At 43.1% G+C, this 17116-nt stretch carries 10 protein-coding genes; all 10 read left to right on the top strand.

Going from position 1 to position 17116, the window contains the following annotated elements; translation table 11 throughout:
- The first annotated feature begins 64 nt into the window (after positions 1-64).
- On the top strand, positions 65-5104 hold the full coding sequence (locus tag M1F25_RS13940; RefSeq protein ID WP_232368683.1) for an alpha-2-macroglobulin family protein: 5040 nt from the start codon (positions 65-67) through the stop codon (positions 5102-5104).
- Positions 5105-5182: 78 nt separating this feature from the next.
- On the top strand, positions 5183-7504 hold the full coding sequence (pbpC, locus tag M1F25_RS13935) for a peptidoglycan glycosyltransferase PbpC (RefSeq protein ID WP_136134214.1): 2322 nt from the start codon (positions 5183-5185) through the stop codon (positions 7502-7504).
- Positions 7505-7781: 277 nt separating this feature from the next.
- On the top strand, positions 7782-8207 hold the full coding sequence (ndk, locus tag M1F25_RS13930; RefSeq protein WP_004264899.1) for a nucleoside-diphosphate kinase: 426 nt from the start codon (positions 7782-7784) through the stop codon (positions 8205-8207).
- A 161-nt stretch (positions 8208-8368) separates the two neighbouring features.
- Positions 8369-9550, top strand: coding sequence for a bifunctional tRNA (adenosine(37)-C2)-methyltransferase TrmG/ribosomal RNA large subunit methyltransferase RlmN (locus tag M1F25_RS13925; RefSeq protein ID WP_181488166.1), 1182 nt, complete (start codon positions 8369-8371; stop codon positions 9548-9550).
- Positions 9551-9752: 202 nt separating this feature from the next.
- Positions 9753-10697 carry a cytoskeleton protein RodZ gene (gene rodZ, locus M1F25_RS13920; protein WP_110591955.1) on the top strand — a complete coding sequence of 315 codons (945 nt, stop codon included), beginning with the start codon at positions 9753-9755 and terminating at the stop codon, positions 10695-10697.
- A gap of 192 nt (positions 10698-10889) precedes the next feature.
- Complete coding sequence (ispG, locus tag M1F25_RS13915; RefSeq protein ID WP_004264895.1) at positions 10890-12008, top strand: flavodoxin-dependent (E)-4-hydroxy-3-methylbut-2-enyl-diphosphate synthase; 1119 nt, start codon at positions 10890-10892, stop codon at positions 12006-12008.
- Between the two features lie 219 nt (positions 12009-12227).
- A complete protein-coding gene (hisS, locus tag M1F25_RS13910; RefSeq protein ID WP_004264894.1) occupies positions 12228-13505 on the top strand; it encodes a histidine--tRNA ligase in 1278 nt (425 codons plus the stop codon).
- Positions 13506-13515: 10 nt separating this feature from the next.
- A complete protein-coding gene (locus M1F25_RS13905) occupies positions 13516-14139 on the top strand; it encodes a YfgM family protein (protein ID WP_004264893.1) in 624 nt (207 codons plus the stop codon).
- A 20-nt stretch (positions 14140-14159) separates the two neighbouring features.
- Positions 14160-15332, top strand: a complete 1173-nt coding sequence (gene bamB / locus M1F25_RS13900) for an outer membrane protein assembly factor BamB (RefSeq protein ID WP_094961718.1) — start codon at positions 14160-14162, stop codon at positions 15330-15332.
- Positions 15333-15461: 129 nt separating this feature from the next.
- Entirely contained in the window at positions 15462-16940 is a 1479-nt protein-coding gene (gene der, locus M1F25_RS13895) for a ribosome biogenesis GTPase Der (protein ID WP_094961719.1), read from the top strand.
- Positions 16941-17116: the final 176 nt, after the last annotated feature.

Below are 17116 nucleotides of genomic sequence, written 5' to 3'. Positions count from 1 at the left end.
TTTAATCTCCTGTTAAAACCTTAAAAAACAGAATCAATTTTAACTAATTAAAGGGCGGGCGGTAATGAAACAACAATCAAGTTGGGCTTCATTGGCGGGTCTCAAAACCAAAAAGCGTTATTTAGCACTTGCGTTGGCATCGGTAGTGGCATTGGCTGGTTGTGATAATACAGATGAAACAACCAAAAATGAGCCAAATGTTTCAACCACAGCGCCAGAAAATCAAACCAAAACAGCGCCAGTTGCAGAGCAGAAAAAAGCAGCACCGAAACTTTCCACTGAAGAAATGATAAAAAAATACGCAGGGAAAGATTTAACTATTTTGGATGCATCTGAATTACAGCTTGATGGTGCGAGTGCCATGGTGGTGACATTCTCGGTTCCACTACAAGCAAACCAAGACTTTGGCCAGTACATTAACCTCATTGATGTTAAAGCGGGTAAGTTAGATGGCGCTTGGGAACTGTCTGATAACCAAATGGAACTCCGTTTTCGCCATCTTCCGCCATCTAAAGAGTTAAACTTAACCATTAACCCGGGTATTAAAGCGGTTAATGAGCGTACGACGACCGAAAATTTTGAGAAAAAATTGACCACTGCACAAATCATCCCAACCGTTGGTTTTGCAAGTAAAGGCTCTTTATTGCCTAGCAAGGTTGCTCAAGGCTTACCTGTGATTGCCTTGAACGTTGATAAGGTCGACGTCAATTTCTTCCGTGTGGATGAAAAGCAATTACCACAATTTTTAGCACAGTGGCAGTATCGTAGTAATTATGAGTATTGGTATTCCGAAGAGTTTCTTGACAAAGTGGAGTTGGCTTATACCGGCCGCTTTGACTTAAATCCAGATAAAAATACCCGCCAAACCATTTTACTGCCGTTGAAAGATATCAAAGAGTTACAGCAAGATGGCGTGTATTTGGCCATCATGCAAAAAGCAGGCAGCTATAGTTATCAATTCCCTGCAACTGTCTTCACATTGAGTGATATTGGTGTATCACTACACAGTTACCAAGACCGTGTCGATGTTTTCACTCAATCCTTAGCGAAAGGCTCTGCAATTAAAGGCGTTGAGCTGCGTATTTTGGATGAAAAAGGCCAGTTAGTAACAAAAGGTACGACAGATGGCGATGGTCATGCTCAGCTAGATAAATTAGCGGGTGGAAAATTATTGCTGGCAACCCATGAAGGGCAAACCAGTATGATTGACCTCACTCAGCCAGCACTTGATTTATCTGAATTCGATATTTCAGGGCCAGAAGGCTACGCAAAACAATTTTTCACCTTCGGTCCTCGAGATTTATATCGCCCAGGTGAATTATTGCTGGTAAACGGCCTATTGCGTGATGGCGATGGTAACCCAGTCAAAACTCAGCCAGTTAAAGTTGATGTATTAAAAACTGATGGGCAAGTGGTTCGCAGTTTTGTTTGGCAACCAGAAGAAAACCAAAATGGCTTGTATCAATATCAATTTGAAATTCCTAAAAATGCAGAAACAGGCGGTTGGTCGCTTCGCTTTGATTTAGGTGATGGTTCACCACTGCGTTATTACAAATTTAATGTTGAAGATTTCATGCCAGAACGTATGGCACTGGAAATTGAGGGGAGTGATGTCCCTCGTTTAACAAGTCAATCTGTCGATTTTGATATTCAAGGTCGTTATTTATACGGTGCGCCAGCGGCTGATAACCAGCTACAAGGGCAAATTGTCTTAAAAGCAGCTCGGGAAGCGGTCGCAAAATTACCTGGTTTTGAATTTGGTGCTGTCAATGAAGAAGGTTTACCACGTAAGTTGGACGAGTTTGACTTGACGCTGGACAGCAACGGTGAAACCGTGATTTCAATTCCAAATAGCAATTGGAGTTCAACACGTTCACCTATTTCGGCTGTGTTACAGGCAAGTTTGCTTGAGGCTGGCGGACGTCCTGTGACGCGCCGTGCCGAGCAAGCCATTTGGCCTGCGGAAAAACTGGTCGGTATTCGCCCATTATTTGCGAAAAAAGAAATTTATGATTACCGCACTGACCGTTATGTAAAACGTCACAATGTGGATGAAAATTCACTCGCAGAATTTGAATTAGTCATGGCTGATGCCGCAGGTAACAAACTGGCAGCAGAAAACTTAACCGTGCGTTTAGTGTATGAGCGTCGTGATTATTACTGGAGTTGGTCTGAAAGTGGTGGTTGGTCTTCAAATTATGACCAAAAAGACCTCGTTATGGCGAATGAAAATATTGCTATTGCTAAAGACGGAACAGCGAAAGTGTCTTTCCCTGTGGATTGGGGGGCATTCCGCCTAGAAGTTGTTAACCCTGAAAATCAGCTAGTGTCGAGCGTCCAGTTTTGGGCAGGGTATTCATGGCAAGATAACACAGGGGGAAGTGGCTCTGTTCGTCCTGACCAAGTGAAACTCAGCTTGAATAAGCCTGCGTACTTACCGGGTGAAAAAGCTAAAGTTCGCATTGAATCTCCTAAAGCCGGTAAAGGGTATATATTGCTCGAATCGAGCAACGGTCCATTGTGGTGGGAAGAAATTGATGTGCCAGAAAAAGGCTTAGACGTTGAAATCCCAGTCAATAAAGAGTGGGCTCGTCATGACCTGTACGTCTCAGCAGTTGTGGTGCGCCCAGGAGACGATTCTAAAGAAGCAACGGTAAAACGCGCGGTGGGTGTGTTGCATTTACCAATCGCAGATGAAAACCGTAAGATTGCTTTAGCACTCTCCGCGCCAGATAAAATGCGTCCAAACCAAGACTTAACGGTAAAAATTAAAGCGACAGCACAAGATGGCAAACCGTTACCTGAAAAAGTGAATGTGTTGTTATCTGCGGTTGACACTGGCGTATTGAATATCACAGATTTCAAAACCCCAGACCCGTATGATGCCTTTTTTGGCCGTAAGCGCTATGGCGTTGACCAATATGACGTTTATGGTCATTTAATTGAAGGACAAGGTAAGGTTGCTAACTTGCGCTTTGGTGGTGACAGCGAGGATGCTGCATTAGAGCGTGGTGGTATGAAGCCACTCACTGAAGTGCAAATTATTGCGGAGCAAGCCAAGCCTGTCACATTAAATAAAGACGGCGAAGGTGAAATTAGCCTCGCTATCCCTGATTTTAACGGGGAACTACGTGTGATGGCCCAAGCATGGAATGAAAAAGAGTTCGGCCATGCGGATAGCAAAGTGATTGTCGCGGCACCATTAGTGACACAAATGTCGATGCCACGTTTTATGGCTGGTGGTGATAAGTCTTACTTTGCGCTTGATTTGACCAATATGACGGATAATACACAAAATGTGACCGTCAATTTCAAAGCATCAGGAATGGTGAAACTTGATGGTGTCAGCAGCCGTGAGGTGGAGTTACCAAAAGGCAAACGTACCACGATTAATCTACCTGTCAGAGCAGACTACGGCTTCGGTGAAGGCGAAGTGTCAATGACCATTAATGGTGTGAAAATTCAAGGCGAAGCCAATAAAGATTACAGTAATAGTTGGAAAGTCGGGGTTCGTCCGGCACAACCAGCAGAAACTGTTTCTTTTGCAACTGCTATTGAGCCAGGCACCTCATGGGCGTTGCCAACTAACCAAATTGCCGGGTTACAACCCGATACCCTAGAAGGGCAAGTACTATTAACCAGCCGCCCACCGTTAGATGTTTCTCGTTATATTAGAGAGCTATTTGCTTACCCATACGGCTGTTTAGAGCAAACTATCAGTGGGTTATATCCATCATTATTCTCAACTCAAGCTGAGCTGAATAAGATAGGGATTAAAACGCAAACAGATGCGGATCGCCATAAAGCGATTGAAATTGGTATTCCGCATTTGTTAAGTATGCAACGTAATGATGGCGGCTTCTCGTTATGGGATAGAAACGGTCGCGAAGAGTATTGGTTAACCGCATATGCGGCGGATTTCTTGAATAAAGCGAATCAGCGTGGGTTTACGGTTCCGCAAGACGCTATCAGTAACGCAAACACGCGCTTATTGAGCTATTTACAAGATGGTAGCCAAATCAATTATCCTTATACGGAAAATCAGGCAGGTGCGCGTTTCGCAACTCAAGCTTATGCAGGCTTAGTGTTGGCGTCACAGCAAAAAGCACCTTTAGGCGCATTACGTCAACTTTATAACCAAAGAGATCATGCAGCGAGTGGTTTACCGCTCGTTCAGCTTGGTGTTGCGTTGAACTTGATGGGGGATAAATCACGTGGTGAGAGCGCGGTGATTGACGGACTGAAAAAACAACGTAACCGCTACAGCTATGTAGGGGATTACGGTTCGGTGATCCGTGATGACGCGATGATTGTTGCGCTATTAAATGAATATAATTTAATGCCAAAATCCCGTGACCAAAAACTACAAACTTTGTCTAATAACTTGACTTCTCAACGTTATTTCTCGACACAAGAGAGCAATGCGTTGTACTTAGCGGGCCGTTTCTACTTAAATGAAAGTGAAGCTCCATGGAAAGCAACGATTAATGGCCAAGAACCTCCGATGGTTTCAGATAAACCCGTGAGTGAGTTCTTGAGTAAAGCACAATTAGAAACAGGTTATAGCATCGAAAACACGGGAACCAATACGCTATACACACGCCTAAACGTGGTGGGTTATCCACAACATTCGCCGAAGCCAAGTTCGAATGTGCTGGGTATCACTCGTAGTTACTATGATATGAAAGGTAACCGCATTTCGTTAGATAGGCTAAGAAGCGGTGAAATGGTGGTGGTTAAATTGGAAGTTCAAGCATCCCAAAGCGTACCAGATGCGCTAGTGGTTGACTTACTACCAGCGGGCTTAGAACTGGAAAACCAAAATTTAGCGAACAGTAGCGCTAATTTGAGTGAGTCTGCGCCGAACCTGCAAGAACTGATTGATGATATGCAGCAATCACAAATTCGCCATATGGAATACCGTGATGACCGTTTTGTGGCTGCCGTTGAAGTTCAGCAGTATCGCCCAACGACATTAGTCTACTTAGCACGTGCAGTGACACCGGGTGTATATAGCATTCCAGTACCACAAGTTGAATCAATGTATGTCCCTGATTGGCGCGCGACGGGCTATTCTGATGGCCAATTAGAAATCGTTCGTTAATCACCGCTAAACTGAGCCCTTATATATTGATATATAAAGTATAAGGGCTCTTTTAATTTATTTTCGGTACTCCCATCAATGAAAAAATGGTTACGCCGCACAGGCATTGCACTGGTTCTGTTGGTCATTATTTTGCCACTGGCTTTTCTAGCGGCTGATAAAATATGGCCGTTGCCGATTAAGCAAATTGAAATGGCTCGAACTGTGGTTGCTGCGGATGGCACACCATTGTGGCGCTTTGCAGACAAAGAAGGTATTTGGCGCTTTCCGGTTACACTCGATGAGGTTTCTCCTGATTTTATTGAAGCGTTATTAACGTATGAAGACCGCCATTTTTATCGCCATCCGGGGGTAAACCCGTTTTCGCTAGTTAGGGCCGCGGGGCAGTTTGTGAGTTCAGGGCGTATTGTGTCGGGCGGTAGTACCATTTCGATGCAAGTTGCACGGTTAATTGATCCCCATGAAAGAACATTGGGCGGTAAGCTGAAACAGCTTTGGCGTACGGCTCAGCTTGAGTATCATTACTCAAAAGATGAAATTTTAGAAATGTATTTAAACCGCGCTCCGTATGGTGGAACCATTGAAGGTATTGGAGCCGCTAGCTGGGTATATTTGAATAAGTCACCAGCAAAATTGACGGCGAGTGAAGCGGCTCTCTTTGCTGTTCTACCTCAAGCTCCTAGCCGTTTAAGGCCAGACCGTTATCCACAAAGGGCACAAGCCGCTCGTGATAAGGTGTTAGACAGGTTAGAGGAATACCAAGTTTGGAGCCCTGAAAAAGTTGCCGATATTAAACAAGAACAAATTTGGCTAGCACCGCGGAAGAATCCGCATTCTGCTCCTTTGCTTGCAAGGCGTGTGACTAAAAATACGCAAGACCCCATCATTGAAACCACTATCGACGCCAGTTTGCAAAGGCAACTGGAAGACATGGCAATGAATTGGAAAAACCAACTACCAAAACAAACTTCACTGGGGATTTTGGTGGTTGATCATACGGATATGGCAGTAAAAGCTTATATTGGCTCAATTGATTTCCAAGATGATAGCCGTTTTGGTCATGTGGACATGATTAGCGCTTGGCGCTCTCCAGGCTCAACGTTAAAACCTTTTTTATATGCATTAGCGATGGATGACGGGCTCATCCATGCGGAGTCGTTATTACAAGATGTACCGAGGCGCTTTAATGATTACCGTCCGGGGAACTTTGACAGTGGTTTTAATGGGCCAGTGAGTGTTAGTGATGCACTCGTTCGTTCATTAAATTTACCCGTAGTTCAGTTATTAGATGTGTATGGTAGTAAACGATTTACGGCTCAACTGCGTAATGTTGGGACTGAGCTGCGCTTTCCGTTAGGGAGTGAACCAAACTTGTCGCTGATTTTAGGCGGCACAGCCACACGGATGGAAGATTTGGTTTCCGCTTACAGCGCATTTGCGAGAAAAGGTTATGTGTCGCCGCTACGTTTTAAACCAACCGATGAAATTCGCGATAGAGCGCTGATGTCACCGGGAGCCGCGTGGATAGTGCGCCGTATTATGGGCGGGGAAGCACGCCCTGTTCCTGAGGCTAATTTATCAGGGCAACTTAATTTAGCATGGAAAACGGGAACCAGTTATGGTTATCGAGATGCGTGGGCGATTGGTGTTAATCCGCGTTATACCATCGGTGTTTGGGTCGGACGACCGGATGCAACGCCTGTTGCAGGGCAGCTAGGCTTTGCCACTGCTATCCCGATTATGAATCAAATCAATGGAATGTTACTGAGCAAAATTTACCTATCTCATGAACCGTTGCCGAAAGATGTGAAGCCTGCCAGTGTTAGCCAAGCAGTGATTTGCTGGCCGGGAGGAACGGCATTACTGAAAGATGATAATAATTGCCGCCAAAGGCGCCTAAGTTGGATCTTGGATAATACGATCCCACCCACTTTAATGGCACGAGACCAAGAGTCACTCTTAGGGTTAAGACAAAAAATCTGGGTAAATAACAAAGGGCTACAAGTGGCGGCAGATTGCCCGAATGCACAGGAAAAAGAGGTACATTTATGGCCGATCACGGTGGAGTCATGGTTACCGAGTAGTGAAAAACGGGAAAATCGATTACCTAAAGCAGATTTAGCTTGCCCTCCATTGAAGTTAGAAACGCCGCCATTATTGATTTCCGGTATACGTGATGGTGAAGTATTACAGCGCTTGCCAGGAAAAACCAGTTTAGATTTGCGTTTAGTCACACAGGGTGGGCAGGGGCAGAAATGGTGGTTCTTAAATGGAGAACAGGTGAACACAACAGAGCAAAATGGTTCTATTTTGCTGACACTCGATAAAAGTGGAAACTACCAAATTTCAGTATTGGATTTAAGCGGCCAAGTGACGGCAATGAGTTTTAGAGTGAAGTAATAGATGAAAAACGTGACTTACCCGAAAAAATAGTGTTTTTTGCTATAAAAAGTTTAACAAAATGTTGTTGTGACTGTAGGAAATTGTAATCAGAGCCCCTATAATCATCGCCTTATTTTTCTTTTTCCTAGACATGGTTGCTTTTGAAGTTTAAAAGCCTAACAATAGAATTAGAAATAATATAAAAAACTACAACATGCCTATTTTAAGTTCTTGCATCCTAAGTTACAGGGAAGAATAAAGAATAAAGGCCTAATGAATCGCTAAGAGGTTATTTATGACTGTTCAACGTACATTTTCTATTATTAAACCAAACGCTGTGAAGAAAAACGTTATTGGTGCAATTTACAACCGTTTTGAAAGCGCGGGTTTCACAATCATCGCTGCTAAAATGATGCATTTAACTCGTGAGCAAGCTGAAGGCTTCTACGCTGAACACAAAGGCCGTCCTTTCTTTGAAGGTCTGGTTGAATTCATGACTTCAGGCCCTATCATGCTGCAAGTGTTAGAAGGTGAAAATGCAATCCAACGTCATCGTGACCTGATGGGCGCAACTAACCCAGATAACGCGTTAGCAGGTACTTTACGCGCAGACTACGCAGACAGCTTCACTGAAAACGCAACTCACGGTTCAGACTCTGAGGAATCTGCTGCTCGTGAAATCGCGTATTTCTTCACTGCGGATGAAATCTGCCCACGCTAAGACTTCTTTAACTAATGCATTAGCATTATTGTTATAAAGTTTGTACAATGCGACGCCCTGCTATGATTAGCGGGGCGATTATATTTTTAAGACTGCAAAAATTACGTCGTGCTATACTCATTACTAGCACTGCCGAAAGTGTAACAACGAGGCAATACACCATGTCTGATATGACGACAGATGCACAATGTGCAACTTCTTCTGCTATTTCTGTCACGCCAGATAAAACGAATCAAAAAACCAATTTACTTGATTTAAACCGCAAGCAAATGCGTGAGTTCTTTGCCCAAATGGGTGAAAAACCGTTCCGCGCGGATCAGGTCATGAAATGGATCTATCATTATTGCTATGATGATTTTGACCAAATGACCGATATTAATAAAGTTCTTAGAGCAAAACTAAAAGAAGTCGCGGAAATCCGTGCACCGGAAGTCGTTGACGAACAGCGCTCATCAGATGGTACCATTAAGTGGGCTATCAAAGTGGGTGACCAACTGGTTGAAACTGTATATATCCCAGAAGCAGATCGTGCAACATTGTGTGTCTCTTCACAGGTTGGTTGTGCGCTGGAGTGTAAATTCTGTTCCACGGCGCAACAAGGCTTCAACCGTAACTTACGTGTTTCGGAAATCATTGGTCAGGTTTGGCGAGCTGCAAAAATTATTGGTTCACTGAAATCCAGTGGACGCCGTCCAATTACCAACGTTGTAATGATGGGAATGGGCGAACCATTACTGAATTTGAATAATGTCGTCCCTGCGATGGAAATTATGTTAGATGACTTCGGTTTTGGTTTATCTAAGCGCCGTGTCACGATTTCCACTTCCGGTGTTGTACCTGCACTGGACAAATTAGGGGATATGATTGATGTCGCGTTAGCGATTTCATTGCATGCGCCAACAGATGATATCCGCGATGATATCGTTCCAATTAATAAAAAATACAATATTGAAACCTTCCTCAACAGTGTGAATCGTTATTTAACGAAATCGAATGCCAATGCAGGACGAGTAACCGTTGAGTATGTGATGTTAGATCACGTGAACGATAGTGTTGAACAAGCTCATCAATTAGCGGAATGTTTAAAAAATACACCGAGCAAAATCAACTTAATTCCATGGAACCCGTTCCCTGGAGCGCCATACGGTAGAAGTTCGAATAGTCGTATTGACCGCTTTTGTAAAGTATTGATGGGATATGGTTTTACTACGATAGTACGCAAAACACGCGGTGATGATATAGATGCAGCTTGTGGGCAACTTGCTGGCGATGTGATCGACAGAACAAAACGAACGTTGAAAAAACGCTTAGCAGGGGAACCTATCAAGGTAAAAACAGTCTGATTTATAAATATGTTTGAATCAGTGAATTAAGTTATGGTTTAGGGCGTTTTAGAGTTAGGCAAAACGCCTTTGTTCACCTACAATAGTAGAAGCAATAAGAAAAATTTAATTGTTGTTTCAACATGATGATAAATTATTGACGAGTAAAGCTGCTCAATGCTTGCTTTATATATTTTTAACTTGGAAATAGTGTTGCCAGCAAATGACTATCGAAAATAATACCGAACAGACTACGACGACAGTAGGACAATTATTGACGCAAGCACGTGAGCGCATGGGGCTAACCCAAGATGTTGTTGCAGAACGATTATGCCTTAAAATCAGTACGGTAAAAGAGATAGAACAAGATATTGCTCCCGCTGGTGTAGAACCGACGTTTTTACGTGGTTATATTCGCCTTTATGCACGCATGGTAGGTATACCAGAAAGCGAATTAAAAACGTATATGAAAACGGAAGAGCCCGTCACATTAGCCAAAGTTTCTCCTATGCAAAGCTATTCTTTAGGGAAAAAGCGTAAAAAGCGCGAAGGTTGGTTAATGAAACTGACTTGGTTGATTGTGATCGTCCTCATTGCAATGGTTGGTGTATGGTGGTGGCAAGATCATAACGCACAAAAAGATGAATTAGTTTCAATGGCAAATCAAAATGATTTGATTTTGTCTCAGCAAGATAACAGCACAACCCCCGTTGAATTGCCGGCTTCAACAGAGATAGTCTCAACGGATACAGCGCCTGTTACACAGGAAAATACACTTGAATTACAAGGCCAAGAGCCCGTATTAACGGCTGACTCTGTTACAGAGCCAGTTAGAACAATTCCATTACCGAATGCACCACAATCTTCAGTTGCATTAGACAGAACACAAAATACAGAAACGACTGAACCTGTTGCAGTGAGTAGCCAAGCTCTGGTCTTGAATTTTACTGGGCAGTGTTGGTTAGAAATTCGTGATGCGAATAATAAAATTTTATTCAGTGGTACCAAAAATAATGGGGATAAGCTGGAACTTGATGGTCCGCAACCTTATCGTCTGAACATTGGTGCGCCGGCGAATGTGACGGTACAGTTCCAAGGTAACGCTGTTGATTTAAGCCGTTTTATTAAAGCGAAACGTCCAGCAAAATTGAAGTTACCTGAAGCCTAAAAACAAATAGGCAAAAAGAAGCAAACTATATCCGAAAACATCTTTTTTGATAGGCTATGGTTTGCTTTCTTGTGTATAGTTGAGCGTATAAAAATAATCGTTAAAACTATACCACGGTAACAAAGAGTACTATAGGCACAAAAAGTACCACGGTAACAAAGAGCACATGGACGTTCGGAGAATTAAACCAAAATGCATAATGAATCACCGATAAAAAGACGTAAATCCACCCGTATTAATGTAGGTAGCGTACCCGTAGGCGATGGTGCTCCTATCGCTGTCCAGTCAATGACCAATACCCGTACAACTGATGTCGAAGCCACAGTTCGCCAAATAAAATCCCTTGAGCGCGTGGGTGTTGATATCGTGCGTGTTTCTGTTCCTACCATGGATGCTGCTGAAGCATTTAAATTGATTAAACAGCAAGTTAGCGTTCCACTGGTGGCTGATATCCATTTTGACTATCGTATTGCATTAAAAGTCGCAGAGTACGGTGTTGATTGCTTGCGTATTAACCCAGGTAATATTGGTAGTGAAGAAAGAATTCGCCAAGTTGTTGATTGTGCACGCCATTACAATATTCCTATTCGTATTGGGGTCAATGGCGGTTCCCTTGAAAAAGACATTCAAGAGAAGTACGGAGAACCAACACCTGAAGCCTTAGTTGAGTCGGCAATGCGCCATGTGGACATCTTAGATAGGCTGAATTTCGACCAATTCAAAGTCAGTGTAAAAGCTTCTGATGTATTTTTAGCTGTCGGCTCTTACCGTTTATTAGCAAATAAAATTGATCAACCTCTGCATTTAGGTATTACAGAGGCGGGTGGCGCACGTGCAGGCTCCGTAAAATCGGCGATTGGCTTAGGAATGTTACTGTCTGAAGGTATCGGTGATACTCTGCGTATTTCTTTGGCTGCAGACCCTGTTGAAGAAGTTAAAGTCGGTTTTGATATTTTAAAATCACTGCGTATTCGTTCGCGTGGCATTAATTTTATTGCTTGTCCAACCTGCTCACGGCAAGAATTTGATGTGATAGGCACGGTGAATGAGTTAGAACAGCGCTTAGAAGATATCATTACGCCAATGGATGTGTCGATTATTGGTTGTGTGGTCAATGGCCCCGGTGAAGCGGAAGTTTCTACGCTAGGTGTTGCAGGCGCAAAAACCAAGAGTGGTTTCTATGAAGACGGTAAACGTCAAAAAGAGCGCTTTGATAATGACAACATCATCGACCAATTAGAGGCTAAAATTCGAGCAAAAGCAGCGATGATGGATGAAAGCAAGCGGATTGAAGTCAACTTAAAAGATTAATTTTGTGTATTCTAATGCCAAGCGACTCATAGAGTCGTTTGGCGTATTTAGAACAAACGCTATATCAATTATCCGCATTTTTTTCTAAAATCGGTCGCTCACCGTACAAATTAACAGATAAATCCCGATTAGTATCAGTAATTGGTGTTTGTTGATTGAACCAGATGATATTTCGCTCTTATAATCAAACTAATGTAATTCTGAAAATAGAGAAATAAAGTGGGAAAAAATATCCAAGCCATTCGCGGCATGAATGATTACTTGCCAGCTGACACGCGTGTATGGCAGAAAATCGAGGCAACATTAAAAAATATTTTACAGGGTTATGGTTTTAGTGAAATTCGTACCCCGATTGTAGAGCAGACCCCGCTATTTCGCAGAGCGATAGGTGAAGTGACGGATGTCGTTGAAAAAGAAATGTACACTTTCAATGACCGTAACGATGAAAGTCTGACATTACGCCCTGAAAATACCGCAGGTTGTGTACGTGCAGGTATTGAGCATGGTTTGCTGTACAATCAGGAACAGCGTTTGTGGTATTTAGGCCCAATGTTCCGTTATGAGCGCCCACAAAAAGGTCGTTATCGTCAATTTCACCAGTTAGGGGCTGAAGTTTTTGGTCTTGCAGGCCCTGATATCGATGCTGAAGTTATTTTAATGACAGCGCGCTGGTGGAAAGCGTTAGGAATTAGTGAGCATGTAACATTAGAGCTGAACTCGATTGGTTCATTAGAAGCGCGAGCTAATTACCGTGAGGCTTTAGTTGCTTTCTTAGAACAGCATAAAGATAAGCTGGATGAAGACTGCAAACGCCGGATGTACACAAATCCTTTACGTGTTTTGGACTCAAAAAATCAAGAAATTCAGGCTTTATTGAATGATGCACCTGAACTGTTTGATTACCTTGATGTCGAATCACGTGAGCACTTTGATGGCTTATGCAAGTTGTTAGAAGCTGCTGGGGTTCAATACCGCGTAAATCAACGTTTAGTTCGTGGTCTTGACTACTATAACCGCACTGTTTTTGAGTGGGTAACCACGGCGCTGGGTTCACAAGGCACTGTTTGTGCGGGTGGCCGTTATGATGGCCTAGTTGAACAATTAGGCGGTCGTGCAACACCTGCGGTTGGTTTTGCCATGGGTATGGAACGCATGGTGTTATTAGTCCAAGAAGTGAACCCTGAATTTACTGCGGATGCTTCAGTCGCTGACGTTTATCTCGCTTCTTTTGGCGAAAATAGCCAACAAGCAGCGATATTAGTGGCTGAAAAAGTCCGTGATGCACTACCAACACTACGGTTAATGACTAACCACGGTGGTGGTAACTTCAAGAAACAGTTAGCAAGAGCGGACAAACAAGGCGCTAAAATTGCACTGATCTTGGGGGAAGATGAAATTAAAAATAACCAAGTCACAGTGAAAGACTTACGTACTGGCGTACAAGAAACTATTTCGCAGCAACTTATGGCGTCACGCATCGCCGAATTATTAGGTTAAGGAGAGACAAGTGGAAGTCTATACAAACGAAAATGATCAAGTCGATGCGATTAAGCGCTTTTTTGCGAATAATGGCGTGGCATTAGTTATTGGTCTCGTCATTGGCGTTGGCGGTGTATTTGGTTGGAACTACTGGCAGTCCCATAAAACCAATGTACTGCAAGAAAGTGCACAAAAATTTGAAACAGTAAACGCCCAATTACGTTCGGGTTCAGATCAGGCTATTGCTGCGGCGCAAAAATTTGCGGCTGAAACTGACGATGTATACAGTGCGATGATGGGTTTAGAGCTTGCGCAAATTGCAGTGGATAAAGGTGATTTAGCTAACGCACAAACTGCATTGACCAATGCATTAGCCAAAGCAAAAACTGTGGATATGCAAGATTTAATTAACTTGCGTTTAGCACGAGTACAATTGGCTCAAGGTAATGCTGATGGTGCGATAGCGTCAGTGGCAAATATTAAAAGTAAGTCATGGCAAGCAACGGCACAGGATGTCCGTGGCGATGCATTACTCCACAAGGGTGATAAAGCAGGCGCAAAAGCCGCTTACACTCAGGGGTTAGAAAGTGAAGGCTCTCAATCTATTAGAGGTATTTTGACTCTGAAGTTGAACAACGTATCTAATTCATAAGAAGAAAGGAAACGACAAACATGCAGTTGCGCAAAACACTTTTAGTTGGCCTAGTCGCTTCAGCTTTACTTGCCGGTTGTTCCAGCGAAACTGATTCTATTATTATGGCGCCACTTCCACAGGTTGAAAATCAATTCACCCCATCAATTGTTTGGGATAAATCTGTTGGAAATGGTGTTGAACAATTTTATTCTGAATTATCACCGGTTTGGGATGGCTCAGCCGTTTATGCAGCAGACCGCAAAGGTTTAGTTAAAGCCTTTGAACTCGACAGTGGTAAAGAACTATGGTCGGTAGATTTATCTAAACGAACGGGTTTTCTTTCTGCTAATTTATCTGCATTATTATCCGGTGGTTTAACCGTTGATGGCGACAAAATCTTTGTGGGTACTGAGCGTGGAACAGTTATCGCTCTTAACAAAGAAGATGGTCAAGTCGCTTGGGATGTCGAAGTTGCAGGTGAAGCCCTTTCTAAACCTGTAGTGAGTAATGACCTTGTTGTTATTCATACCAGTAATGGTCAACTGCAAGCTTTAGACGTCAATAGCGGGGAAATCAAGTGGACTGTTAACATGGATACCCCATCGTTGTCATTACGTGGTGAATCTGCTCCAGCAGTTGCCTTTGGTGCTGCGATTGTGGGGGGGGATAACGGTCGTGTCAGTGCAGTGTTATTGTCTCAAGGCCAATTAATTTGGCAGCAACGCATTTCGCAAGTGACCAGTTCGACAGAAATCGGCCGCTTAAACGATGTCGATATGACACCAATTATTGATGACGGCAAAGTGTATGCGATTGCTTATAATGGCACATTGGCAGCACTGGATATGCGTTCAGGTCAAATCCTATGGAAACGTGAACTGGGCTCAATCAATGATATGGTAATGTCAGGTGAAAACCTGTACCTCGTTGACCAAAGTGACCGCGTATTGTCTGTTCGTAAAAGCGATGGTGTGACACTGTGGACACAGGAAGACTTACTAAACCGCGGGTTATCTGCACCAGAAATGTATAATGGCTATCTTGTTGTCGGTGACAAAGAGGGTTATCTGCATTGGTTAGACATGAGTACGGGTGGGTTTGTTGCACAAAACAAACTAAACAGCTCTGGTATTCACAGTCGCCCAGTGGTTGCAAGTGATAAACTAATGGTTCAGACAAAAAACGGAACAGTTTACCTGTTAACACGTTAATTTTCTGACAAACCGCCAATTTATCGATAAAATCAACGGTTCCTGAACACAGGAGCCGTTTCGTTTTTTGTTTTCTGAGTTAAAGCCTCAGAATTCCTTTAGTTAATAAAAGTTGTGAGGCATCTAAGAATGATACCCGTCGTAGCGCTGGTAGGGCGTCCAAACGTAGGAAAATCCACGTTATTTAACCGTTTAACCCGTACCCGTGACGCATTAGTAGCGGACTTTCCCGGTCTGACTCGTGATCGCAAATATGGTCGTGCAGAAGTTGAAGGTCACGAATTCATTATTATCGACACGGGTGGTATCGATGGGACTGAGGAAGGCGTAGAAACGCACATGGCCGCACAGTCCTTGCAAGCAATTGAAGAGGCAGATATTGTTCTGTTTATGGTCGATGCAAGAGCAGGGCTAATGCCTGCGGATGAAGGCATTGCTAAACATCTTCGTAGCCGCAAGAAAAAAACTTATTTAGTGGCAAACAAAACAGATGGTATTGATGTCACAACAGCAATCGGGGATTTTTACTCTCTTGGTTTAGGGGAAATTCATCCGATCGCTGCATCACATGGCCGCGGTGTCACTCAGTTAATAGAACAATCGTTAAAACCTTTTGTTGCTGAAGATGAAGAAGAAGTCGAACTGACCGAAGAAGAAGAAAATGCGGCATATTGGGCAGAGTTAGAAGCTCAAGGTGAGCTTGATGAAGACGAAGAAGATGACTTCGATCCAACAACATTACCGATTAAATTAGCCATCGTTGGCCGTCCGAATGTCGGTAAATCGACATTAACCAACCGTATATTGGGTGAAGAAAGGGTTGTTGTGTTTGATATGCCAGGCACAACCCGTGACAGCATTTACATTCCAATGGAACGCGATGAGCGTGAATATATTCTAATTGACACGGCTGGTGTGCGTAAACGTGGTAAAGTTACTGAAACAGTCGAAAAATTCTCTGTAATTAAAACATTACAAGCGATTGAAGATGCGAACGTCGTATTATTAGTTATCGATGCACGCGAAGGTATCTCAGACCAAGATTTATCTTTACTTGGTTTTATCCTCAATGCAGGTCGTTCATTAGTTATTGCGGTTAATAAATGGGATGGTATGAAGCCCGAGGACCGCGAGCACGTGAAGGATATGCTTGAACTGCGTCTTGGTTTTGTTGATTTCGCACGAATTCACTTTATTTCTGCATTGCATGGCAGTGGCGTGGGTAACCTATTTGAATCAGTGCAAGAAGCTTATGAATCTGCAACTCGTCGAGTGGGAACGGCATTATTAACGCGCATCATGAAGATGGCAGAAGATGAGCACCAACCGCCGCTTATTCGTGGTCGCCGTGTTAAAATGAAATATGCCCATGCTGGGGGGCATAACCCACCGATTGTTGTGATCCATGGTAACCAAGTCTCTGATTTACCAGACAGCTACAAACGTTATTTGATGAATTACTTCCGTCGTTCATTACAAGTGATGGGAACGCCAATTCGAATTCTGTTTAAAGAGGGTGAAAACCCATATGCAGATAAGAAAAATAAGCTAACGCCAACTCAGTTACGTAAGCGTAAGCGTTTAATGCAGCATTTGAAAAAACGTTAGTTAATAAGGCACTAATGTAGGTTTAGTTGACCGTATTAAATGCATAAAGCCGTAACAAAACCATTATGTTACGGCTTTTTAATATTATTTAGATTGATACTTTAAGAATAAATATCGCCCTTACGTTATCAAAATATATCATGACGGACAGGGGGAAGAATTAAAGATTGAGGGAA

This window comes from Providencia sp. PROV109 (genome assembly GCF_033681625.1).
Taxonomy (GTDB): Bacteria; Pseudomonadota; Gammaproteobacteria; order Enterobacterales; family Enterobacteriaceae; genus Providencia; species Providencia hangzhouensis.
This window is presented reverse-complemented; position numbering and strand designations above follow the sequence as displayed.